This window comes from Microvirga vignae (assembly GCF_001017175.1).
Lineage (GTDB): Bacteria > Pseudomonadota > Alphaproteobacteria > Rhizobiales > Beijerinckiaceae > Microvirga > Microvirga vignae.
The window spans coordinates 47,411-69,882 of sequence record NZ_LCYG01000042.1 but is presented as its reverse complement, the minus strand read 5'-3'; the positions used below and the strand labels follow the sequence as shown (position 1 = coordinate 69,882).

Genomic DNA, 22,472 nt, shown 5'->3' with positions numbered 1-22,472 from the left:
ATCCGACCATGCGCATCCGCATCACACATGAGACGATCTATCGCTACAGCGAGCCTGCGAAATCCGCGATCCAGCTTCTGCGCCTCACGCCGCGCGGCCACGAGGGACAAACCGTCCTGTCATGGAATATCGATGTCGACTGTGAGGCCAAGCTCCTGCGGCGCCAGGATTGGTACGGCAATATCGCGCACAGCCTCTTTGTGGCAGGACCTGTCGAGCAGATCACCTTGCGCGTTTCAGGCGAAATCGAAACCGCCGATACGGCGGGCATTATTCGCGGGGGTGTCGAGCGCTTTCCTGAGCTGTTTTACTTGAGACAGACGCCGCTCAGTCGCGACAGCGCAGCCATTCGCGAGTTTGCGCAAACTGTGACAGGTTTCTCCTCCAGTCCGCTCGACCAGGCTCATGCGCTGAACAATGCCATTCATCGACATCTGCGTTTCGATACGGCTGCGACCCATTCCGCCACCACAGCGACGGAGGCATTCACAGCGGGGCATGGAGTCTGCCAGGATTTTGCACATGTTTTTCTGGCCGCCGCTCGGTTCTTGAAAATCCCTGCACGCTACGTCTCGGGCTATCTCCATCAGGCCGGAGAGCCCCAGCAGGAGGCAGGCCATGCCTGGGCGGAGGCCTTCATCCCCGATCTCGGCTGGGTGAGCTTCGATCCAGCGAATGGCGTTTCCGCTACGGAACACTACGTCCGGCTCGCCACGGGCCTCGATTATCTTGATGCAGCTCCCGTCAGAGGCAGCTATTACGGGATCTCCCGTGAAGCGCTCGACGTTCGTTTGAGGATCGAGAGCGCCCGTCAAGCACAGGCTTAAAGGATGGCCTTAAAACCGCAGCTCGATCAAAAGGCACCCGGAGGAGCTCCCATGACCTATTGCGTTGGCATCCTCGTGCGCGATGGCCTCGTGATGATCGCAGATACGCGCACCAATGCGGGCGTCGACAACATCGCAACCTTCCGAAAGCTGCATCTGTTCGAGAAGCCCGGAGGGCGACTGGTGACGCTCGCCACTGCCGGCAATCTTTCCGTCAGCCAGTCGGTCATGTCGCTTCTATCGGACGGCGTTGAGAACCCGGAAACGGGCGAGATCGAGACGCTGATGAATGTGCCCAGCATGTTCAAAGCCGCCCAGCTTGTCGGCCGTGCGATTCGCCAGGTCTATGCCATCGACGGCGTCGAGATGGAAAAGCGCAACATGACCTTCGACGTCACCATGCTGCTCGGCGGACAGATCGGGAAGGGGCAGATGCGCCTTTATCAGGTCTATTCGGCGGGGAATGCCATCGAGGCGACCCTCGACACGCCTTTCCTGCAAATTGGCGAGCCGAAATACGGCAAGCCCATCCTCGACCGCGCGATCTCCCACACCACGGAACTCGTAGAGGCCCTGAAGCTCGGTCTCATCTCGATGGATTCAACGCTCAAATCCAATCTCGGCGTCGGCCTTCCCATCGATATCGTGGTGGCCAAGCGCGATGCGCTGAAAGCGCAGATCACCTACCGCATCCAGGAAGACGAACCTTACTTCCGCGATCTGCGCGAGCGCTGGTCAGCAGCGCTGCGCGCGGCCCACCAGGCCATTCCCCATCCGCCTTACGCGGACAAGGTTCTCTGATCGGATCACGAGAGGGGGACTGCCTGATCAGGCAGTCTGATGATGGTGCTTCGCCTCGTAGCGAATGAGCCTCAGGATCGCGCCGTAGGGAGCGATCGCGATGGCGGCGAGTGCGAGCTTCACCAGATAGTCGGCGATCGCCAGATTCACCCACGGCAGAGCGATGCATTCATCCGCGATGCCTGCTTGTACCAGAACATCGGTGATTGTGACGCCGAGGCCTGGGACGGCGCCGCAATAGAAGGCGAACGAGAAGAAGATCGCCGTATCGAGGCCCGACGAGATCACCGACGACACGAAGGGCGGCATCCACCAGGCATGGCCGCGAAGACGCGTGAAGATCTGGATGTCGAGAAGCTGCGCCACGAGGAAGGCTGCGCCGGAAGCCATCGCGATGCGCGGCGTGGCGAAATAGACGGACAGCAGCACGGCCAGCATGAAGCCGGCATAGACAACCCGGCGCGCACCCTTGGGGCCGAAGCGGCGATTCGACAAGTCGGTAACGAGGAAGGCAAAAGGATAGCTGAAGGCGCCCCAGGTCAGATAGTCGCCCAGCCCCAGATGCTGGAAGGGATACTGAACCAGAATATTCGACGAGAGGACAACGAGGGTCATTGCGGTGAGCGCAATGAGGAAGTCGCGGTGCTCGGTCTTGGTCATGATCCGCCTTCCTGAAAAGCAGCTAAGCCATTGGGGCAACGCAAAACGGGCGGCCTTATGGCCGCCCGCAGCGTAGAAAACGTGGTGAAATCGAATTAGCTCGCAGCGGCGAGCTTCTTCTCGATCTCACGCTTTACAGCGAGGGCGGTGGTGGACAACTCGTCAGCCGAGGCCTTCGCAAGGAAGGCGTCGAGGCCACCGCGATGCTCGACGGAACGCAGAGCATGGGCGGAAACGCGCAGGCGCACGGAGCGCTGCAGGGTCTCAGACTGGAGCGTGACGTTGCAGAGGTTCGGCAGGAACTTCCGCTTCGTCTTGCGGTTCGAGTGGCTCACCAGATGGCCACTCAGCACGGCCTTGCCGGTCAGTTCGCAACGGCGCGACATGGGTTCAATCCTATCGTCATAAAGGGTCGCGGCTTCGATTTCGCGGGTTTGCTTCAACGCAGATCCCGCGCGGCCGGACACCAGAAGTCCTTGGAAGGTGCAGGGCTATAGGCTGAAAAAGGGGCCCGCGTCAAGAATAGTGCGACAGCGCAACTCGTTTTTTTGCGCTGGCACGGTCATGATTTATTCGGATTCCTATGCGACGCAACAGAATAGACTAACGGGACAGGTCCAAGAAAACTCAATGCGCTTCATCGCTCCAGCTCTGTTAACCTTCAGCTTGGCTGCCCTCGGCTCCCAGGCTCAGGCCCAGGCCGCCCAGACGCTCAAGGTGAACTATAATCTCTCCTTGGCTGGCCTGCCGTTGGGGAAGGCTGACCTGTCCTCCACCTTCAAAGGCCCGAAATATGAGATGCAGGGCAGCGTGAAGCTCTCCGGTCTCGTGAAGATGATCACAGGCGGCAAGGGTGCGGGCACGGCCTCCGGTATGATTGCCGGATCCCAGCTTCAGCCCCAGGACTTTGCCGTCACCTCCAAATCCTCCGGCGAGCAGCGCACCGTGCGCATGGCGCTTGACGACGGCAACGTCGTCAAAGCCGAAATCGTGCCGCCCCTGGAGCCGAAGGAAGACCGGGTGCCGGTGAAGGAGGCCGACAAGAAAGGGGTCATCGATCCCTTGAGCGCCCTCATCATGCCGGCCGTGGCGTCAAAAAGCCTCACCGATCAGGCCAATTGCAATCGCACGATCCCGGTTTTCGATGGCACCGCGCGCCAGAACATCGTGCTCTCCTATGCGGGAACGAAGAATGTCGAGGTGCCGGGTTATTCGGGCCCCGTCCTCGTCTGCAATGCCCGCTGGGTGCCGATCTCCGGCCATCGTCCGCAACGGACTGCCATCAAGTTCATGCAGGAGAACAAGGACATTAACGTGTGGCTGGCACCCGTGGAGGGTGCGCGCGTGCTCTTCCCGATCAAGGTTGCCGTGCGCACGATGATCGGCATGGGTGAGCTTGAGGCGGCAAGCTGGTCGGTGGAGGGCGAGGCTAAGGCGACCGCGGCCAAGCCCACGATCAAGGGGAGGGACCCCATCAAAGCCGGGGCCGGGCAATAAGCCCTCAAAATCCCTGGAGAATTCTTTGGTTTGCGGTAGCGAAACCGGCCCGAGGTCCCATATAAGAGAGAGCCTGCTGCCGGACCTTTGGGCCAGGCCCGTTTTGTGAGAAGGCTGCCTGCATCGGTCGATGCGGGGGCGTCTCGTCCCTCTCACCTGGGATCAGATCCGACATTACCCGACATCCAGGCATGGTTCGCCGTTCTCTCCCTCCGCAAGTGCGCGCGCGCGGCGTCACCGCCGTGCTCGGACCCACCAATACCGGCAAGACCCATCTCGCCATCGAGCGCATGCTCGGGCATGACAGCGGCATGATCGGCCTTCCGCTGCGCCTGCTCGCGCGCGAGGTCTATCAACGGGTTGTCGAGAAGGCGGGGCCGCACAATGTCGCCCTCATCACGGGCGAGGAGAAGATCAAGCCGGACCGGCCGCGCTACTGGATCTCGACTGTCGAGGCCATGCCGCGCGATATCGAGGCGTCGTTCGTGGCCATCGACGAGATCCAGCTCGCCGCCGACCTCGATCGTGGCCATGTCTTCACCGATCGTCTCCTGAACCAGCGCGGACGCGAGGAGACGCTGCTCATCGGCTCTATGACCATGCGCCCCCTCATCGAGGCGCTGATTCCCGGCGTCCACGTAGTCACGCGGCCGCGCCTCTCGAAGCTCACCTTTGCCGGTGAGAAGAAGGTCTCGCGCCTGCCTCGCCGCTCGGCCATCGTCGCCTTCTCGGCGGAGGAGGTCTACGGCATCGCGGAGCTCATCCGTCGCCAGAGCGGCGGTGCGGCTGTGGTTCTGGGGGCGCTCTCGCCCCGCACCCGCAACGCCCAGGTCGAGCTCTATCAGAATGGGGACGTAGATTACCTGATCGCCACGGACGCCATCGGTATGGGCCTCAACCTCGATGTGGACAATGTGGCCTTCGCCGCCGACAAGAAGTTCGACGGTTTCCGCTTCCGCAAGCTCTACAATCCGGAGCTCGCCCAGATCGCGGGCCGTGCGGGCCGTTATATGCGCGACGGCACGTTCGGCTCCACGGGCCGCTGCCCGCCTTTCGACGCGGAGACGGTGGAGGCGCTGGAAAACCACACCTTCGATCCCGTGCGCATCCTGCAATGGCGCAACCCGGATCTCGATTTCTCGTCCCTTGGGCGTCTGCGCGATTCTCTGAGCCAGCAGCCCCGGGAGCATGGCCTCGTGCGCGCCCCCATGGGCGAGGATGTGGCAGCGCTGGAACTCTTGGCCCGGGACGACGATATCCAGACCTTCGCCCGCACGAAATATGCGGTCGAGCGGCTCTGGCAGATCTGCCAAGTGCCCGATTATCGGAAGGTTTCGCCTCAAACTCACGCGGACCTCGTCGGCCAGCTCTATCGTTTCCTCATGAAGGAAGGGGCCGTTCCGGCGGACTGGTTTGCCCGCCATCTCTCGGCTTCGGACCGGACGGATGGCGATATCGACACCCTCTCCAACCGCATCGCCCAGGTACGGACTTGGTCTTTTGTCGCAAACCGTCCTGACTGGTTGAAGGACCCGGAGCATTGGCAGGGTGTTGCGCGTCAGGTAGAGGACAAGCTATCGGATGCGCTTCATGAACGTCTCGCCCAAAGATTCATCGACCGGCGGACGAGCGTTCTCATGCGGCGCTTAAGAGAGAACACAATGCTCGAAGCGGAAATTACGACCACCGGCGACGTCACTGTCGAGGGGCAACATATCGGCCACCTGCACGGCTTCCATTTCGTCCCTGATCCCCAGGCGGACACCACGGAAGCCAAGACGCTGCGCAATGCTGCCAGCAAGGCGCTGGCCGGCGAGATCGAGGCGCGGGCCGACAGGTTCGCCGAAACTCCCGACACCACGCTGGTGCTGTCCAACGACGGCACGATCCGCTGGATGGGCGATCCCGTGGCCAAGCTGGAACCCGGCGACAAGCTCTTCGAGCCGCGCGTGCGCATTCTCTCGGACGAGCACCTCACGGGCCCTGCCCGCGACAAGGTGGACAACCGCCTGCGCGCCTGGCTCAAGGCCTATGTGGTGCGCCTGCTCGGCCCGGTGATGGATCTCGAGACCAATGCCGAGCTGACGGGCCTTGCCCGGGGCATTGCCTTCCAGATCGGCGAGGCTCTCGGCGTTCTCGAGCGCGCCAAGGTTCTCAATGAGGTGCGCAGCCTCGATCAGGATGCCCGCGCGGCGCTCCGCAAGGCGGGCGTGCGCTTCGGTGCCTATCACCTTTACCTGCCGGCCCTTCTGAAGCCCGCTCCGCGCGTGCTCGCGACGCAGCTCTGGGCTCTCCAGAACGGCGGTCTCGACCAGAAGGGCATCGACGAGATCGCCCATCTGGCCCAGTCCGGCCGCACCTCGATCCCGGTCGATCCGGAGATCGCCCACGGGCTTTATCGTGCAGCCGGCTTCCGCGTCTGTGGTGGCCGCGCCGTGCGCGTCGACATCCTGGAGCGTTTGGCCGATCTTATCCGTCCTGCGATCGCCTATCGGCCCGGCATCACCCCTGGCGAGCCGCCGACCGGTGCCGCCGACGGCGAGGGCTTCGTGCCGACTGTGGCCATGACGTCGCTCGTCGGCTGCGCCGGCGAGGATTTCGCCACTATCCTGAAGTCGCTCGGTTATGTGATGGAGCGCCGTCCCGGGCCTGCCATCACCGTTCCGCTGGCAGCAGCGCCGCATGCCGCCGAGGGCGAGCAGGCCGCTGCCGAGGCTCAGGCCGAGCCTCAGGCCGTGGCCGAAGAGACCGGCGCAGTGGTCGTGGAGGCTCTCGAGGCTTCCATCCCGGCTGAGGCTGTCGAGGTCAGCGCTGCCGAGGCCGTGGCTTCTCCCGAAGGTCAGGCCATGGCTCCGGCTGAAGGCGCGGCCGAAGCCCCGGCCGAGCCCGAGATGATCGAAGTCTGGCGTCAGCACCGCCGTCATCATGAGGGTGGTCATGCCCGCCAGGGGCGCGAGGCTCGAGGTCCCCGTCATGAGCAGCGCGGCGAGCGTCCCGAGCGTGGCGACCGTCGTCCGCGTCATGGCGAAGGCCAGGGCGAGCGCCCGCGCCGCGAGGCCCAAGGGGAGGGCGGCCGTCCGCAGAACCGTCCACCGCGCGGACCCCGCCCGGATGACCGCCGCGGCCCACGTCCCGACAAGCGCGCCGACAACCGCCGCGAGGGCGGGCCGGAGCGCCGCGAAAAGCAGCCCGACCCGAACTCGCCCTTCGCTAAGCTCATGGCCCTCAAGGCCCAGCTCGAAGACGGCAAGAAGTGAGGCTTTGAATGCGTGAGGACCGGCAGCGGCTCGACAAGTGGCTCTGGTTCGCACGCTTTGCCAAAACCCGAACACTGGCCGCCAAGCTCGTCACGAGTGGGTTCGTCCGGGTCAACGGCCAGCGTACAGACAATGCGGCCAAGGCGGTGGCTGTCGGTGACGTGGTGACCATCGCCCTCGCCCGCACGACCCTGGTGGTGCGGGTGGAGGGCCTCGGCGAGCGCCGGGGACCTGCACCAGAAGCAAGGCTGCTCTACGCCGATCTCAACGAAAGCGACAGGACGCTTGTCAGCGACGGCGACAAGGGCTAGAGCGGCGGCGATAGCCTTGCGCTTTCTTTTTGGACCAGACCTCCGAAGGACCGTTCATGACCTACGTCGTCACTGAAAATTGCATCAAATGCAAATACATGGACTGCGTCGAGGTGTGTCCGGTGGACTGTTTCTACGAGGGCGAGAACATGCTCGTCATTCACCCGGACGAGTGCATCGACTGCGGCGTCTGCGAGCCGGAATGCCCGGCCGAGGCCATCAAGCCCGATGCCGAGCCTGGTCTCGAGCAGTGGCTGAAGCTCAATGCCGACATGGCCAAGAGCTGGCCCAACATCACGCAGAAGAAGGAGCCCCCGGTCGACGCCAAGGAATTCGACGGCGTCGCGGGCAAGTTCGAGACGTATTTCTCGCCCAATCCCGGCGAGGGCGATTAAGAGCTTCGAACACAACCGTCTTGGATCTCATCCTGAGAAGGCCTGTAAGACTGTTCCGAAGGGTGGGGCTTCTCCAGGGCGCGCTGGATCTTCCGCAAGACGCTTCTGCACACCTCCTCAGGAGCGAAGTCTTGTTGGACACCCCAGGCCTTGGACCTCGGCCATAAACCGAGCTTCTTCACGCTACGCTTTGAACTACTTTTGCTTTTTCGGTCAGACTATGGTAGGGTCTGCGAATGCCGTCGCTTGCGCTCAAGCCGTGCACCGTCCCTCGCAGGTCGTCGGTTCACACACTGAAGCAATGATGCACGAAACCTGGCCGAAGGGAGCTAACCCTGCCTTGGATCCGGGGAAGAGCGTTTTCTAGCTGCTGGCTTACATCAGGGAGTCGAGCGGAATAGTCAAGTTCCGTAGCCACTCATCTCATTCCTGTTCCCCTGGGTCCCTGCTCAGTGGGACCACGCTCCCGAGCCTGAACCGGCAAGGGACCATGCAAGGAGGCCTCTCTCGCATGACAACCACTAAGAAGTCCGCCCAGCGCCTGGGTTTCAAATCCGGCGAAGCCATTGTTTACCCCGCTCACGGCGTCGGCCGCATCACGGCCATCGAAGAGCAGGAAATCGCCGGCTTCAAGCTGGAGCTGTACGTGGTCTCCTTCGATAAGGACAAGATGGTCCTGCGAGTTCCGACCGCGAAAGCTGCCAGCGTCGGCATGCGCAAGCTCGCCGAACCGGCCCTGGTTCAAAAGGCTCTGGACGTTCTGACGGGTCGTGCCCGCGTGAAGCGCACCATGTGGTCGCGCCGCGCTCAGGAATACGAGGCGAAGATCAATTCAGGTGATCTGATCGCCGTCACGGAAGTTGTGCGCGATCTGTATCGCTCCGAGGCCCAGCCCGAGCAGTCCTACAGTGAGCGTCAGCTCTATGAATCGGCTCTCGACCGTGTCGTGCGCGAGATCGCTGCTGTAAACAAGATCACGGATACGGAAGCGCTCAAGCTCATCGAGCAGAGCCTCGCCAAGTCACCGCGCCGCGCCAAGGGCGCTGAAGCCGATGTCGACGCCGATGGCGACGATATGCAGGAAGAAGCCGCTTAAAAAACAGCGCGGTTTCGACCAAGCCTTTCAAAAGCCTGGCCTCGCGCCAGGCTTTTTATTTGCGAAGACGCCTTGTTTTCAGGGCTTTGGAATCTATTTCGCAAAACTTGGCTATTTGGCGTGAACTTTTTCCCGCCTCGCTCGTTGTGTCTCTGCCAAGGGAGGACACAATGGGAGAAATCTCAGGCGTTCGGCGTCGTTTCGTTCGCGCTGCCATGAATGCCCCTTTTCTCGAAAGGGAAGAGGAGCATGAACTTGCCGTGCGCTGGAAGGAACACGGCGACGAAACAGCTCTTCACCAATTAACAGCTGCACATATGCGCCTCGTGATCGCACTCGCGGCCCGTTTTCGTCATTATGGCCTGCCGATGGCGGATCTTGTTCAGGAAGGGCATGTGGGTCTTCTTGAAGCCGCAGCCCGGTTCGAGCCGGAGCGGGAAGTCCGTTTTTCCACCTACGCGACCTGGTGGATCCGTGCTTCCGTGCAGGACTATATCCTTCGTAACTGGTCAATCGTCCGTGGCGGAACAAGTTCCGCTCAGAAGGCTCTTTTCTTCAACCTCCGCCGCCTGCGCGCTCGCCTGACGCGTGGTGGCGAGGAGCGCATCTCCGCCGACGTGCACGAGAAGATCGCCGAGGCGATCGGTGTGTCCAAGGCGGATGTCGCCCTCATGGATGCCCGCCTTTCGGCTCCCGACACATCCCTCAACGCACCGGTGCTCGATGCGGACCCGTCCAACTCCGCAGAGCGCGTAGAGTTTCTCGTGGATACGAGCCCGTTGCCGGATGAGAGCGTGAGCGATGTGATCGACACCGAGCGCCGTGTACGCTGGCTCAAGCAGGCGCTCGAGGTTCTCAACGAGCGTGAGCTGCGCATCCTCCAGGCGCGCCGGCTTGACGACGAGCAGGTGACTCTCGAATTCCTTGGCGATCGTCTGGGAATCTCGAAGGAGCGTGTCCGCCAAATCGAGAACCGCGCTCTGGAAAAGCTCAAGCGCGCCCTGATGGACAAGTATCCTCAGGCCACCGGTGCTTTCGTCTAAGGATTGTCGAGACCCTTAGAAAGACATCAGGTGAGCCGGGACACCGGCTCACCTGAGTGCTTTTGAGGACCTTTTCAGCCGATCATGAATACGCTCTCCTCACCCTGAGGAGCGACGAACAAGCTCTCTCCTCAAGGTGAGGCTGTGTAAGGTTATCAGGCCTGCTGCTACTCGATGACGATCTTGTAGCGCTCGCCGACCTTCAACGGCCCGTTCCGCTCAAGGCCATTGAGCAGCAGGAAGCGGTCGAGCGCACGGTCAATCGGCATGCGTGAGGCAAGCGATTGCGCCGTATCGCCGCGCTGGGCCGTCACGATCTGCAGCTTGAGCGGCCGGATGCGACGGGCTTCCTCCGGCTGGACTTGGCGCACGCTGTTGAGCGTCCGCTGGAACATGCCTTCCAGATCCGAGCCTCCGCTACGAGCCGCCATGATGAGGCGATAGGTGGTGTTGCCGATGCGAATGGCGGAGAGACGGAAGGTCCATTCCTTGCCATTGGAAAGAGCCGTCACGATGGGCAGATCATTCACCATCGCCGTCACGAGGCTTCCCGGCTCGATGGTATCGGTCCATGTGGAGCGAAGAACTTCCTCGAGGCTCTGTCCGGCCGGGGTATCGGCCGCATCGAAGAGCAGCCGGCGCTCGCCATCGGCGGAGGAGCCGAGAACGGCCTGCGAGGTGTTCTCCAGGGTAAAGCCCTCGGGCGCCTCGAAAGCGACGCCGAGACGCGCATGGATGAAGCGTCGGCCCTTCACGACACCGTCGCCAGGATCGTCCCCATAAGCCAAACCATTGAGAGCCGTCAGATATTCAAGTCTGCCGGTCTCGCCCATGCCCGGAGGGCCCGTGCGTCGCGCAGCCTGAAGGGCCCGTGAGATCCGTTCATTCGTGCTGGGATGGGAGGTGACGCGGTCGGAATTGTTGGCACTGTTGGCCGAGCGGCCTAGAGCGGTAAGGAAGCGGGGCGCGCCATAGGGATCGAAGCCTGCCCGCGCCAAAACCGCGACGCCGGTCTGGTCCGCCTCAAGCTCCTGCGAACGTGAGAAGCTCGCCAGCGATGAGCGGGCCTGGTCCTGCACCACGGCAGCTTCCTGGGAATTGTTGAGAACGTTTTCCGCCACTCGCTCGATCAGAGCGGAGCGCGCCTGCAACTCGTTGCGCTGTGACGCATGGCGGAGAGTGACATGCGCGATCTCGTGCGAGAGCACGGCCGCGACTTCCGAGGTATCGTTCGCCAGGGCCAGCAGGCCACGGGTGACATAGAGGCGTCCATTCGGCAGGGCGAAGGCGTTCACCACGGGCGAATTGAGAATCGTCACCTGATAGGCCTCGTCCGGCCGGTCGGTAGCCATGATGAGCCGGTTCACTGCATCGGTCAGAAGGCGCTCAAGCTGGGGAGCCCGGCCTTCGCCGCCGAAGGCCGAGACCAAGCGGATATGATCGCGGTCGCGATCCGGTCCGATCACCCGCGGTGCGTTGGCCGGTAGATAGGCATTGCCGAAGCCCGCGCAGCCCGCAACCAGACTTGAGATCATCAAGCCGGCGGCGATCCGGATCTTAGCTGTGTGACGTCTATCGCGCATGCTCGCTCATCGGGCCAAGCGTTTGTCTTGAAGACGTCTGCCCTCAAGACGTTCGATCATCTCCGCTGAATCAATGGTAAGGGCGGTGCCTTGCCAAGACTGCAAAATGCCTCGGGTCCGAATGATATGGCCCTTCAACGAGTCCGTTGAAAGGCCACGCTCGGCCATCTGCATCCAGGTTTTCTTCGGGATGATAATCGTGAAGTCGTCTGCCCAGTGCCCCCCGAAATTCAAATAGATTCTCTGCTTGCGTTCGCCGACGCTTCGAACCCGCCCTTCGACGATGACGAAGCTGCCGACGCGCTCCTTCAAACGGTCAGTCTGATCAACAGGGATTGGGTTATAGCGGCCATCAGCCCAAAGACCAAGGTTTCGTTCACGGGCCGTTTCCTCAAGGGCGAATAATTCAGGCTGGCAGAAGGGGAGATCGGCCCCGGGATCCACAATGGCAAGCCCAGCCTCGACGAGGCCGTGGCTGAGGTCAAAGGTTAAGGAATCCTTCAATAGACGAGCCCGGATAGGCAGACGATTCCACCGATCCCGCTTCCCCTGAATCGTGATGAGAAGAGGCTGCCCGGTCCAGGCTTTGAGCCAATCCAGCCCTTGCTGCCTCAGGATGGGCTCGTCCGGCAGCCTGAGGCCGGAAAGCTTGGCCAAGTGTTCGGAGCCCAGCACAAGATCGCCCTCACGTGTCATCCCTTGAAGCCGGTCCTGGCGTGCCTCACCGGCGCAGCTTGGCAGATTTTCGGGTGGCAGGCGCGGTCGCGCGTTCTCCTGAGCCGCGACTGGGCTTGTCAGGAGGACAATGCAAAAGCCTAGCGCAGCCCCAATCCGCATGCGTGATCCCGTCTGAGACGAAGGATCTTACGCAGGCGTGGCAGGGCGGCTAGGCTTGAGAATGCAACTTTAGTTCTTTTCCTGTGGGGGGCTGTGCTTCTGGGGCTTGTGCCCGCTCTGGCCCGGCTCGTTGTGCTTGTTGTGCTCGCGGGTTTCCTGGTGGGTCGCGCCGCCCTGGCGCCCGATATCGGGCTTACCGGAGGCGTTGGTGTGAGCCTGGTCGTCTTGTCCCTCGCGACGACCCGCCACGCGGGTCTCGTTCGGGTTGCTGCGGTTGCCGGTGCTGCTCATGATTTCTTCTCTTGCTGACGCTTCTGGGCACCGTTGCCATCCTTGCCCTGCCGATGCTGCGTGCCGCGGGTGTTGGAGCCGCCATGGCCTTCCTGAGGAATGCCCTCGGGGTTCGTACGGGAGCCTGGGATATTCTTGGGCATCGCGAAGATCCTGATTGTTCGTTGCCTGGGATGGGGAATGCCCAAGACGCATGCGCCTTGAACATCTGCTCGCAGGGTCAATCGATCACGCTGTCGTTGGTTTCAGGCGTGACAGCAGGCTTGTCGCCCTACCAGCGGATCACCACGACGGTCTGATTGCCATTGCCGAGTTCGACTGCCTCAGAGCTCTCCGACTTCTTGTTTTGCAGCTTGGCGTTCTCGACGATCTCGAACTCCTCCACATGGGACGCGAAAGCCTCGTCCACCTCCGCGACGCAGAGCAGAGTATCAGGGGGAAGGTTCTCAACAGCTTTGAGAAAATCGCGCAGGGTCTGAGCCATGAAATACCTCCGATTCCTCTCACAAACCGATCCATGGGTGGGGAGTTCCGGAATGCACGGCGCGGTTCCCCCAAGATAGTTCGTTCTCTGAGGCGGGGGAGGGGGTAGGATAGGCAAGCTGGTCGCGCAGCCATGGAGGTGAGCCATGAAAAGGCATCACACTCTCGCATGGTTTGCCTGCAGCGCTATGACTTTCGCCTTCATCGGCACGCTTCTGCCCAGCATCAGCACACGGCAGCTTCCATGAGCGATGAGGATCTCATCAAGAGTTCCATGGCGGCGACTCCGCCTGCTGTCGCCAAGGTTGCCACCATCGTGGCGATTTCCTCCGATGGGCAGATGCGGGAACTGAGGAAAGGAATCAACGGCTTTACCTGCCTGCCGGACAACCCGAGCACGCCGGGACCCGACCCCATGCGTGGTGACCGGAATGCGCCGGAATGCGATGGACTGGGCTAAAGCCTGGATCGAGAAGAAGGAGCCGCCGAGGAACAAGGTCGGCTTTCTCTACATGCCCGCAAGCGGCACGGACGCCAGCAACACCAATCCTTACGCCCAAATGCCCGAGGCCGACACCAACTGGGTCGAGACAGGTCCTCACGTCATGGTGGTGGGGCCAAGGGAATGATGGAGGGCTATCCTCGAAACGCGAAACCCGACACGTCCCAGCCCTATGTCATGTAGCCCGACACACCTTACGAGCACACGATGCTTCCAGTGCATATGCTGGAGGCCGCGACATGCTAACCGGCCTGACCCTGCTGCCGTGCCGACGGCCGGTGACACGGCGGCCCGTTCAGCGACGTTTCGAGGCTGGTGCCAGTCGAGGGGCGGAACGTAAACCGCAACCCTCTGGAATGCCCGCTGCGACCATGCTAAACCCGATTTGCTCACGCGGTCCCGTAGCTCAGCAGGACAGAGCGGTTCCTGGACCCTATCACCCTACCAGAAACTGTTAAGTATCTGAAACTCCAGAATATAAAATCTGGTATGTCTACCGCAATGCATGCGATGGGGTTTCCAGGCCTAGACGAGCGGAGAACTGTTGCTTTAGGGTGAAAGCCGCACTATTCAGACATTGGAAGTGGGTTCGTCCGCGTAGCTCAGCAGGACAGAGCAAAGGTTTCCTATAAATTGGGGGTTGCAGTTCGGAAACGCTGCAATCGATCTGCTCAAAGTCGGGGAAAGCTTCACTGCATATGCGGTATGCCGATCCCGAGCCAAGCCCCGCGAGGGGAAGGTGTAGAGACTGGACGGGCAGCACCTAAGGGCTTCGGCCTATGGTGAAGGGACAGTCCAGACCACGAACGTCTTCGGGCGGCGGTGAAAGCCGAAGTGGGATGAAACCTGAGGTCGGGGGTTCGAGTCCCTCCGCGGACGCCATCTCCATCATCGGATCGTTGCGAGAACCAGTTGTTTCTCAGATGCACGCACTCCCGCAACGACCCCTTCATAGTCCACATATTCGGGAAATAGAGTCCAGAACATCCTTTGGCATGACGATGACGCGTGGACGTGCATGCGCCGTAATGCGGACGCCAGCCGCGTCCACTTCTAGGTAGCCATTGATGCGTTTCAAGTCATTGAGCCACTGCCTCAGCGGGGCCAATTCTTGATTGGAATTCGAGCTGGCACCCGCTTAAACATCCGGAGCGGGGATCTTCTGCCTGACTATCTGACGGAGGCGATTGCGGTCTCTATTCGCCTCGTTCAGCAACGCCATCATAAGCTCTATCTGTGCACGAGTCCCGGCATCGAGTCCTTGAAGTGATTGCGGCTCGATGAACAACTCCCCGGAGTCCCGTTTCGGAACTGGACTCGTGAGATCGACGATGTTATGAAACGCCGTGCGCCAGATGCGCAGTATTCCAGCATAACGGTTAAGAAGCGACTGTGTAGCCGGAAACTTTGGATACCGAAGCTTTCCAACCTCTTCCACCGCAGTAGACGTCGGCTCCTGGATGGGCCTAGCGGTAATCAGAGACTCGCAAGCCGCGACAATTCTTTCCGCGTTCAGCCTTTGCACCTTTTTATGAATAGGTAGGTCATCAATGATCTTTTGCGAGGCTTCCTTAGCATTCGCAAGGATCTGGTGGGCTCTCTTTCCTGGCTTCATGCTGTTGCTACCCGCACCGTCGTTTGGCGTCTCTTCTTCGGCCTCTCAGAGGACAAACGACCATCTGGTAGGGCCCGATGGGTCATGATCTCGATCGGCGGCCCGAGTGCCCGTTCCATCAGATCGCTGATCTCTGCTTGAATATTTAGATCTTGCAGCCTCATGGCACCCGACTCGAGCGCTCGGATTTCCGGCGTTTGGAACTGCTTGAGGATCAGCCATGAAACATCACGATAAGCGCTAGCCTTATCGTCATCGTCGCCAGGCATGAACGAGATCGGTGTCACCCCCATGTTCCAGAACATCCTGTCGACCGCTGTGCGGAAGGATGCCTCGACCTCATCGTCTCTCATGATGGGATAGAGTTTTCCAAATTCCGTCAGATATGCGGCTTGAGCAAAATCGCTGGTCTCGATGAACTCGTTAACAGAGCCCGGATCGTGCACTATGAGCGCATTCATAGGATTTTCCGTAGCGTCACCGTTGGTTCGAATCTTGGTGCACGCTTCGACGAGCAATGCCGTGTTCCAAATCGCCTGATCCAGCAATCTGACCTCCGAAGTGAGTCGAAGCTCCTCCTGACGCAGGAACTCCATATCACGATCAATCCGTGCCTGTTCCATCAGGTCTTCAGCAACTCCCTGAAGCTGATACGTGGTCGAGAGTTTCACGTCGTTTGCGACAACCCGCTCCGCCCTGATTGCAAGTCGCCGGTTGAGAAGCGTCCCATACATACGCAATTGGGGCTCCCATATGGGCGATGTGATGAAGTGCCGGCAAAGGATGCAGTTGCGCTCTCCGCCAGGACGAGCCAAAGGCGGTCGAAGCCCTGCCTCTGCCGGAGGAGACTGTCGAGCCGAAACCTGTCCCAGAGCCGGTGAAGCCGTCTATGCAGCCCAAGACGGAGCGCAAGGATCCTCCCAAGCCGCATAAGCCCCCGCTGAAGAAGAACGTTGCCTCTTCGGCTCCACGGCAGCAGCAGGCCGCCTCGTCACGCGAGAACACCGGAGGCGCTGCGGCTTCCGCGGATCCGAACGTGATCAATCGCTATGCGGCTCAACTGGCAGCGGCCCTGCGCAGCCGCCTTCGCTATCCTGATGCCGCGCGCTCGCAGGAGATATCGGGCGTCGCAACCATCCACTTCATGATGCAGCGCTCCGGCCGCATCATCAGTGCATCATTGGTGCGCAGCACGGGGAACAATATTCTCGACCAGGCCGCCTTGGCGACAGCGGCACCCGGAACCGCACTGCCTCCAGCACCGGATTCGCTTCCGAAGCAGCAACTCACCTTTACGGTGCCTCTTCGCTTCAGTCTGCGGTGAGAAGAGCCGTCAGAGCGCTTGTCATGTGATCGGGAACACCTCCCGAACCCGACAACTGCATTACACAACTGTAACGTGACCGTAAGCCTGACGTCCTCTTGGGACGCTTAAGCTCATGGCCGAAGCAGTCGATCCGACGGTGACCTGCTCGTTTGATCAAGTGCGATGGACTCTGCTTTTGGCTGGCCGTGAGATCGTCAGACCGAAAGGACGTGGATCATCCACCGCAGTTATGTGGAGCATTGCCGATGGTACTGGAGCAGAAATTGATGGCGGGTGAAGTTCCAATGGTCATTAACCATGCCCTCAAGGAGATCAAGGACGTGTTGCGGGAGCTGAGACTTTCAACGCCTGACAGTGTTCTGGTCAGCCTCGCGGAGCAGAAGATCGCCATGATCGAATGCGGCTACTATTGGGCCAATCGAGATTCTCACGACGCGGACTGGACTGGTCTCGCGGCATGGAACTCTTGAGACAATCATGCACAAAGGCATTCAGGAAACTCCCCTCTTGGCGCCTTCGTCTTTGAGCACGTGTCGTAAGCGATCAGGTTGAACCCGGATCAACGCTCTATCTGTGCCACGGCTGCTTTCGCGTCGTCGATGTCTGGAGCATCGATGTGGCGGTAGCGAGCCTGCACCAAGCCGAAAAGACCAAAGGCGAAGAGGCCTATCGCCGTCAACGCCAGCAGCACCCAGCCATAGGGTTGCTGCTGCAGGGTTTGCAAAGCGCCGCCGAGACCATGGACCTCTGACGAAGAGCCGTGAAGCGCCGCGAGGATGAGAAAGCCGCCGATGATGACGAAGACGACGCCGCGCGCGGCAAATCCCATGCGCCCGAGGGAGATCACCCATTGCCGCTTGTCGGCCGGCAGCGAAAGACGCGCTGCGGCATCACCGCGCCAGGCTTTCCAGGCAAAGCCGAGACCTGTCGCCGCAACGGCGAGGCCGATCAGGCCCACAAGCCATAATCCGAAGGGCTTGCTCATGAGCCAAGCCGTCCAATCCTGTGCGGCTTGGTCTTCTCCGCCGCCAGAGCCCCGGCCCAACGCAAGCCTCAAGGCAGACACGCCAAGGCCGGCATAAATCGCGCCGCTGATGAGATGGGCTATCCTGACGCCCCAGCCCTTCATGTCGGATCCGCGATGGTCGGCATCGGTCAGCGCCTCCACCACGCGCCAGATGCAGAATCCGAAGAGACCAAGCGCGATCAGAACAAGCCAGATTTGGCCTAGCGGTTGCGAGAGAAGGGTTTGCAGTGCGCTGCGGCTGCCGCCGGTCTGGCCGCCCGAACCGATCGCGGCAAGAAGGGCCAAGCAGCCGACGAGGCCATAGACAACTCCGCGCGCGCCGTATCCCAAGCGGGCCAACACTTCGACGGGGTTGCTGCTCAAACGAGGCATGGGTGACGCTCCACTCTGTCATGAGTGAACTGCCACGCCTCGTTCGATGTTCCTTGCATTGTATTAGCCGAGAACCTCCTCGGCCGGAGTATAGGCAAGCCCATGCGCCTCCGCGACCGGGCGACATGTGATCTTTCCGGCATGGACGTTGAGGCCGTCACGCAGGAAACGATCATCCTTCAGTGCCTGTCGCCATCCCTTGTCCGCCAGCGCAAGGGTGAAGGGCAGGGTGACGTTGTTGAGCGCGAACGTGGAAGTGCGAGCCACTGCCCCCGGCATGTTGGTGACGCAGTAATGAACCACGTCGTCCACGATGTAGGTCGGGGCGGAATGGGTCGTGGGTCGCGATGTTTCGGAGCATCCGCCCTGATCGATGGCGATGTCGACGAATACGGAGCCCGCCTTCATCTGCCGCACCATCTCGGCGGTGATCAGCTTCGGGGCTGCCGCTCCGGGCACCAGAACGGCGCCGATGACCAGATCGGCGTTTGTGACGGCCTGGGCAACGGCATCGCGCGTGGAGAAGACTGTGCGCACGGCTCCGTTGAACTGGGCCGACAGGCGGCGCAGCACATCGGCCGAGCGGTCGATCACCGTGACATGCGCACCCATGCCGAGGGCGATGGTGGCTGCATGCGTCCCAGACACGCCGCCCCCGAGAATGACCACTTCCGCCCCAGGCACGCCGGGAACGCCGCCGAGCAGAACGCCGCGCCCGCCTTGTGCCTTCTCGAGACAATGCGCCCCCACTTGCGGCGCGAGACGCCCGGCGACCTCCGACATGGGCGTCAGCAACGGCAGGGCGCCGGCTGCCGACGTCACCGTCTCGTAGGCGATGCAGGTGGCGCCGCTCTTGACGAGATCCTCGGTCTGCTTCAGGTCGGGCGCGAGATGGAGATAGGTGAAGAGAACTTGGCCAGGGCGAAGACGCCTGCGCTCCTCCGCCAGGGGCTCCTTCACCTTCACGACCATCTCCGCCTCTGCGAAGATCCGGTCTGGCCCGTCAACGATGACGGCCCCTGTGGCTTCATATTCGCGATCCGTCACTCCTGCGCCCAGACCCGCGCCGCGTTCGATCATCACACTGTGACCGTGGTGCACAAGCTCTGCGACGGATGAGGGTACGAGGCCTACACGGTACTCGTGGTTCTTGATTTCTTTCGGCACGCCGATACGCATGGTTTGTTCCAACCTTTATGCTTTTGACCAGGCAAACATGCCCGGCTCCTCCCTTGTGAGCGCCATGCGCACTTGGTTGCCGCGCACGGCGCTAGCTTGAGCATAGTCCTTTGACAGGGGTTGGCAAAGGTGTCGGCAATGGAAGGGCGGTTACCGTGTTTGCGAAGGATTGGCGTGGCCGATGAAATCCTCCGCGAGCGGTGGGCCCGCCAGCAGCACGAGCAGCAGGGAGAAGGGCAGGGAGAACAGGAAGCCGAGATGGCTAAAGCCGATGGCGCCCGTGACTCCGCCGGTGAGGAACGAGCCGAGCAGCAGGAGCAGCAGGCGCAGCTTCTCGCGGTCTGCCATCACGAGTCCTTCGAGATTCCGGCTACGATTCCAGTAAAGAAGTTTGCCGAGTTCGATGCCGATATCCGTCACGATGCCGGTGACATGGGTCGTGCGCATGCGCGCGCCGGAGATCTTCGTCACCGTGGCATTCTGCAGACCCATGATGAAGCAAAGAAGCGGTATGGCACCCGCAAAGAATCGGGGCGATGGATGCGCCATCCAGCCCAGCACGCCGAAGATGCACAAAAGCACGGCCTCCAGCATCAGGGGCAGGGCATAGCGGCTGCCAAGATGATGCCGCCTGCCCCAATTGATCAGCATCGCGGAGCAGGCTGCCCCTGAGACGAAGGGAACGAATGCTGCAAGGCCAACCGCAACAAGCGTCACGCTGCCCAGGGCCAGATTGTCCGCCATGGACGAGAGAATGCCGGACATATGCGACGTGTATTGCCCGACGGCGAGAAAGCCGCCGGCATTGATCGCGCCCGCGATGAAGGTGAGCGCCATGCCGAGGAGCGTATCTGCTGCGCCTGTCCGCTCAGAGGCAGCAATTGTCTTCACCGACCTTAAAGTTCGGGCGGCGACGATGCGGTGCTTGGCATGTTTCAGCTGTACGTCCATTGGGGAAACATTACTGCGCCTGACTGGCGGGGTCCACCAATCAAAAAGCCGCCCGAAGTGGCTTCGGGCGGCTCGGTTAAGGTTTACTGCACGACGCTGGTGGAGGCAGAGGCGCGCCGTTCATCAGGCGGCAGGCTGATCGTCTTCACGATCTCCACCTCGCCTACCTGTCCGGCTAGAGAACTCCCACCGACGAAAACCTGGATCGCGCCCGCCTCGACGACATAGCTGCCGTCGTCGAGATGGAAGCCCAGGGATTCGACCGGAACGCGTAAGCTCACGCGCTTCGTCTCACCCGGATTCAAACTGATCTTCTCAAAGGCCTTCAACTGGCGCAGAGGGCGGCTGCGGCTTGCCACCGGATCACGGGTGTAAAGCTGCACCACTTCTTGTCCGGCCCGTGATCCCTTGTTTGTCACGTTCACGGACACGTCCAGCATCTGACCTGCATCGAGCTGCTTTTGCCCAATGGTCGCGTCCGAATACGCGAACTGCGTATAGCTGAGGCCCCAGCCGAACGGGTAGAGCGGCGTGATGGCTTCATCGATGTATTGCAGCGTGAAGCGGTTGTTCGGAAGAGTCGGGCGGCTCGAGGGCAGGCGGTTGTAGTACATGGGCAACTGGCCCGTAGCGCGCGGCCATGTGAGAGGGAGCTTGCCACTCGGGTTGAAATCGCCGAACAGCACATCGGCCACGGCATTGCCGCCCTCGGTGCCTGGATACCAAGCCATGAGGATCGACGGGATGCGCTCTACCAGTGAGTTCAGGACCTGAGGGCGACCGCCGATGACCACGAGCGCGATCGGCTTGCCTGTATCGGCGAGCGCCTCCAGAACCTCCTTCTGCTTGCCGCTGAGGTCGAGATAGGCACGAGAGGCCGCCTCGCCCGAAAGCTCCTGCGGCTCGCCGAAGACGGCGATCACGAGATCGGCCTTTTTTGCAGCCTCAATGGCTGCGGACAGCTGTTCCGTCGAGCGGCACATGAGATCGCAGGCAGGCGCATGGTTCACCGTGATTCCGGCGGATTGTGCACGCTGGCGGATGCCCTGAAGCATCGTGACGCTGTCTTCCTTGTGACCGCGGGCGGCATGCGGGCCCATCTGGTCCTGAGGCGCATCGGCGAGGGGCCCGATGACGGCGATCGAGCGAGTGCCGGATTTCACCGGCAGCAGGTCGTCTTTGTTCTGCAACAGCACCAGGGTTTCGCGCGCAACCTCACGTGCGGCCTGGCGCGCTTCCTTGGAGGGGAAGTTCGCATCCGTGCGCTTGGGGTCGATGGCGGGCTGCTCGAAGAGACCGAGACGCATCTTGGTGCGTAGGATTCGGCGGACCGATTCATCGATCACGCTTTCCGGCACGCGGCCAGCGCGCACCTCGTCGGGTAGATGCCTGATGTAGAGCTGGCCCATCATGTCCATGTCGACGCCGGCGAGAATCGCCTTGCGCGCCGCCTCGGCGCCATCGGCCGCGACACCGTGGTTCACCAGTTCACCGATGCCGACCCAGTCGGAGGTGACGAAGCCGTCAAAGCCCCATTGCTTGCGCAGCACATCCGTCAACAGCCACGCATTCGCGGTCGAGGGCTCGCCGTTGAGGGCATTGAAGGCGGCCATGAAGCTCGCCGAGCCTGCTTCCGCCGCTGCGCGGAATGAGGGGAGATAGGTATCGTACATCTCCGCGCGGGGGATGTAGGTGGTGTCGTAGTCGCGCCCGCCCTGGGGCGCACCGTAGCCCGCGAAGTGCTTCGTGGCAGCAGCGAGACCGCCTTTCCGGAAACCTTCCACCCGCGCGGCCGTCAGCACGGAGCCGAGATAGGGGTCCTCGCCAAATCCTTCGACGATGCGGCCCCAGCGGCTGTCACGTGAGAGGTCGGCCATGGGAGCGAATGTCCAGTTCACGCCCACGTAAGAAGCTTCCTTCGCGGCCCACTCGGAGGCGAGAAACGAGATGCGCCGGTTGAAGGCTGCGGCTTCTCCCAAGGGGAGGGGGAATTGGGTACGGAAGCCGTGTAGGACGTCGAGGCCGTAGAGCAGCGGAATCTTGAGCCGCGATTGCTGGACGAGCGCCTGTGCCCGGGCCACGTCTTCGGCATTGTTGAAGTTCAGCACCGCTCCGGCCTTACCCTCGGAAATGTCTTCCCAGCGCAGAGGAGGGCCGTGAGAGACGAGGTTCAACTGTCCGACTTTCTCTTCCAGGGTCATCTGCCCGAGCAACTCGTTCACACGGCGCTCGACGGCCTCCTGCGCTGTAACTCCGTTCAGGGGTAGGCTGGACACGGCCACGGCTGACAGAAGGCCAAGGACATAAGAAAGCCGCACATTCATCTCCTTAATCCGGAACGAGAACTTTATTGCGAGAGCTATCTCGCCTGTCGTTCATTCGTGCTACACAAGATAACGTCCCGAAGTGGCGTCTTGC

Annotated in this window: 25 protein-coding genes; 12 read left to right on the top strand and 13 right to left on the bottom strand. The window is 61.4% G+C overall.

Annotated elements, in window-relative coordinates; all coding sequences use genetic code 11:
- Nucleotides 1-8 precede the first annotated feature (8 nt).
- Nucleotides 9-827: a transglutaminase family protein gene (locus AA309_RS16325; RefSeq protein WP_047190077.1), complete on the top strand. Its 819-nt coding sequence runs from the start codon at nt 9-11 to the stop codon at nt 825-827.
- A gap of 51 nt (nt 828-878) precedes the next feature.
- Nucleotides 879-1,628 (top strand): proteasome-type protease, encoded by a 750-nt coding sequence (locus AA309_RS16320; RefSeq protein WP_047190250.1) that lies wholly within the window; start codon nt 879-881, stop codon nt 1,626-1,628.
- Between the two features lie 27 nt (nt 1,629-1,655).
- On the opposite strand, the gene AA309_RS16315 is transcribed toward AA309_RS16320, so the two are convergent.
- Together AA309_RS16315 and rpmB are read right to left on the bottom strand one after the other, a co-directional pair.
- Nucleotides 1,656-2,288 (bottom strand): queuosine precursor transporter, encoded by a 633-nt coding sequence (locus tag AA309_RS16315; RefSeq protein ID WP_047190076.1) that lies wholly within the window; start codon nt 2,286-2,288, stop codon nt 1,656-1,658.
- Nucleotides 2,289-2,383: 95 nt separating this feature from the next.
- A complete protein-coding gene (rpmB, locus tag AA309_RS16310) occupies nt 2,384-2,674 on the bottom strand; it encodes a 50S ribosomal protein L28 (protein ID WP_047190249.1) in 291 nt (96 codons plus the stop codon).
- A 244-nt stretch (nt 2,675-2,918) separates the two neighbouring features.
- Between rpmB and AA309_RS16305 the strand changes: the two genes are divergently transcribed.
- The 6 genes from AA309_RS16305 (at nt 2,919) to AA309_RS16280 (ending at nt 9,887) form a co-directional block, all read left to right on the top strand.
- Entirely contained in the window at nt 2,919-3,785 is an 867-nt protein-coding gene (locus AA309_RS16305) for a DUF3108 domain-containing protein (protein WP_047190075.1), read from the top strand.
- A gap of 191 nt (nt 3,786-3,976) precedes the next feature.
- Entirely contained in the window at nt 3,977-7,042 is a 3,066-nt protein-coding gene (locus AA309_RS16300) for a helicase-related protein (RefSeq protein WP_047190074.1), read from the top strand.
- An 8-nt stretch (nt 7,043-7,050) separates the two neighbouring features.
- Nucleotides 7,051-7,353 (top strand): RNA-binding S4 domain-containing protein, encoded by a 303-nt coding sequence (locus AA309_RS16295; protein ID WP_047190073.1) that lies wholly within the window; start codon nt 7,051-7,053, stop codon nt 7,351-7,353.
- 56 nt (nt 7,354-7,409) lie between these two features.
- Nucleotides 7,410-7,748 carry a ferredoxin FdxA gene (fdxA, locus tag AA309_RS16290; protein WP_047190072.1) on the top strand — a complete coding sequence of 113 codons (339 nt, stop codon included), beginning with the start codon at nt 7,410-7,412 and terminating at the stop codon, nt 7,746-7,748.
- Between the two features lie 511 nt (nt 7,749-8,259).
- A complete protein-coding gene (locus AA309_RS16285) occupies nt 8,260-8,844 on the top strand; it encodes a CarD family transcriptional regulator (protein ID WP_047190071.1) in 585 nt (194 codons plus the stop codon).
- Nucleotides 8,845-9,014: 170 nt separating this feature from the next.
- Nucleotides 9,015-9,887 carry an RNA polymerase factor sigma-32 gene (locus AA309_RS16280; protein ID WP_047190070.1) on the top strand — a complete coding sequence of 291 codons (873 nt, stop codon included), beginning with the start codon at nt 9,015-9,017 and terminating at the stop codon, nt 9,885-9,887.
- Between the two features lie 167 nt (nt 9,888-10,054).
- Here AA309_RS16280 and AA309_RS16275 read toward each other — a convergent pair whose 3' ends face one another.
- The 5 genes from AA309_RS16275 to AA309_RS16260 all read right to left on the bottom strand — a co-directional run bounded on the left by AA309_RS16275 (nt 10,055) and on the right by AA309_RS16260 (nt 13,082).
- Nucleotides 10,055-11,470, bottom strand: a complete 1,416-nt coding sequence (locus AA309_RS16275; RefSeq protein ID WP_084731309.1) for a M48 family metalloprotease — start codon at nt 11,468-11,470, stop codon at nt 10,055-10,057.
- Between the two features lie 6 nt (nt 11,471-11,476).
- A complete protein-coding gene (locus tag AA309_RS34365; RefSeq protein ID WP_150117606.1) occupies nt 11,477-11,914 on the bottom strand; it encodes a hypothetical protein in 438 nt (145 codons plus the stop codon).
- Between the two features lie 462 nt (nt 11,915-12,376).
- Nucleotides 12,377-12,598, bottom strand: a complete 222-nt coding sequence (locus tag AA309_RS16265) for a hypothetical protein (protein WP_047190068.1) — start codon at nt 12,596-12,598, stop codon at nt 12,377-12,379.
- A complete protein-coding gene (locus tag AA309_RS35250; RefSeq protein ID WP_160310480.1) occupies nt 12,595-12,741 on the bottom strand; it encodes a hypothetical protein in 147 nt (48 codons plus the stop codon). The genes AA309_RS16265 and AA309_RS35250 overlap by 4 nt, the downstream gene beginning before the upstream one ends.
- Before the next feature lie 128 nt (nt 12,742-12,869).
- The gene (locus AA309_RS16260; RefSeq protein ID WP_047190067.1) at nt 12,870-13,082 is read right to left on the bottom strand and encodes a hypothetical protein; all 213 of its coding nucleotides are present in this window, start codon (nt 13,080-13,082) and stop codon (nt 12,870-12,872) included.
- 243 nt (nt 13,083-13,325) lie between these two features.
- On the opposite strand from AA309_RS16260, the gene AA309_RS36520 reads away from it, so the two are divergent.
- Both AA309_RS36520 and AA309_RS36515 read left to right on the top strand, forming a co-directional pair.
- Nucleotides 13,326-13,541, top strand: a complete 216-nt coding sequence (locus AA309_RS36520) for a hypothetical protein (protein ID WP_150117605.1) — start codon at nt 13,326-13,328, stop codon at nt 13,539-13,541.
- Nucleotides 13,513-13,710: a hypothetical protein gene (locus AA309_RS36515; protein WP_150117604.1), complete on the top strand. Its 198-nt coding sequence runs from the start codon at nt 13,513-13,515 to the stop codon at nt 13,708-13,710. The genes AA309_RS36520 and AA309_RS36515 overlap by 29 nt, the downstream gene beginning before the upstream one ends.
- Before the next feature lie 1,011 nt (nt 13,711-14,721).
- Here the strand turns inward: AA309_RS36515 and AA309_RS32125 are convergent.
- Together AA309_RS32125 and AA309_RS16245 are read right to left on the bottom strand one after the other, a co-directional pair.
- Entirely contained in the window at nt 14,722-15,198 is a 477-nt protein-coding gene (locus AA309_RS32125; RefSeq protein WP_052954772.1) for a hypothetical protein, read from the bottom strand.
- On the bottom strand, nt 15,195-15,932 hold the full coding sequence (locus AA309_RS16245; RefSeq protein ID WP_047190066.1) for a hypothetical protein: 738 nt from the start codon (nt 15,930-15,932) through the stop codon (nt 15,195-15,197). Before AA309_RS16245 ends, AA309_RS32125 begins: the two co-directional genes overlap by 4 nt.
- A gap of 155 nt (nt 15,933-16,087) precedes the next feature.
- Between AA309_RS16245 and AA309_RS16240 the strand changes: the two genes are divergently transcribed.
- Entirely contained in the window at nt 16,088-16,522 is a 435-nt protein-coding gene (locus tag AA309_RS16240; protein ID WP_052954771.1) for an energy transducer TonB, read from the top strand.
- A gap of 269 nt (nt 16,523-16,791) precedes the next feature.
- Nucleotides 16,792-16,995 carry a hypothetical protein gene (locus AA309_RS16235; protein WP_150117602.1) on the top strand — a complete coding sequence of 68 codons (204 nt, stop codon included), beginning with the start codon at nt 16,792-16,794 and terminating at the stop codon, nt 16,993-16,995.
- An 89-nt stretch (nt 16,996-17,084) separates the two neighbouring features.
- Here the strand turns inward: AA309_RS16235 and AA309_RS16230 are convergent, their stop codons facing one another.
- From AA309_RS16230 to bglX, 4 genes are all read right to left on the bottom strand, one after another.
- Nucleotides 17,085-17,924 (bottom strand): DUF1206 domain-containing protein, encoded by an 840-nt coding sequence (locus AA309_RS16230; RefSeq protein ID WP_047190064.1) that lies wholly within the window; start codon nt 17,922-17,924, stop codon nt 17,085-17,087.
- A gap of 63 nt (nt 17,925-17,987) precedes the next feature.
- Nucleotides 17,988-19,103 carry an alanine dehydrogenase gene (gene ald / locus AA309_RS16225; protein WP_047190063.1) on the bottom strand — a complete coding sequence of 372 codons (1,116 nt, stop codon included), beginning with the start codon at nt 19,101-19,103 and terminating at the stop codon, nt 17,988-17,990.
- Nucleotides 19,104-19,253: 150 nt separating this feature from the next.
- Complete coding sequence (locus AA309_RS16220; RefSeq protein ID WP_047190245.1) at nt 19,254-19,994, bottom strand: YoaK family protein; 741 nt, start codon at nt 19,992-19,994, stop codon at nt 19,254-19,256.
- A gap of 143 nt (nt 19,995-20,137) precedes the next feature.
- Entirely contained in the window at nt 20,138-22,378 is a 2,241-nt protein-coding gene (bglX, locus tag AA309_RS16215; protein ID WP_047190062.1) for a beta-glucosidase BglX, read from the bottom strand.
- Nucleotides 22,379-22,472 lie beyond the last annotated feature (94 nt).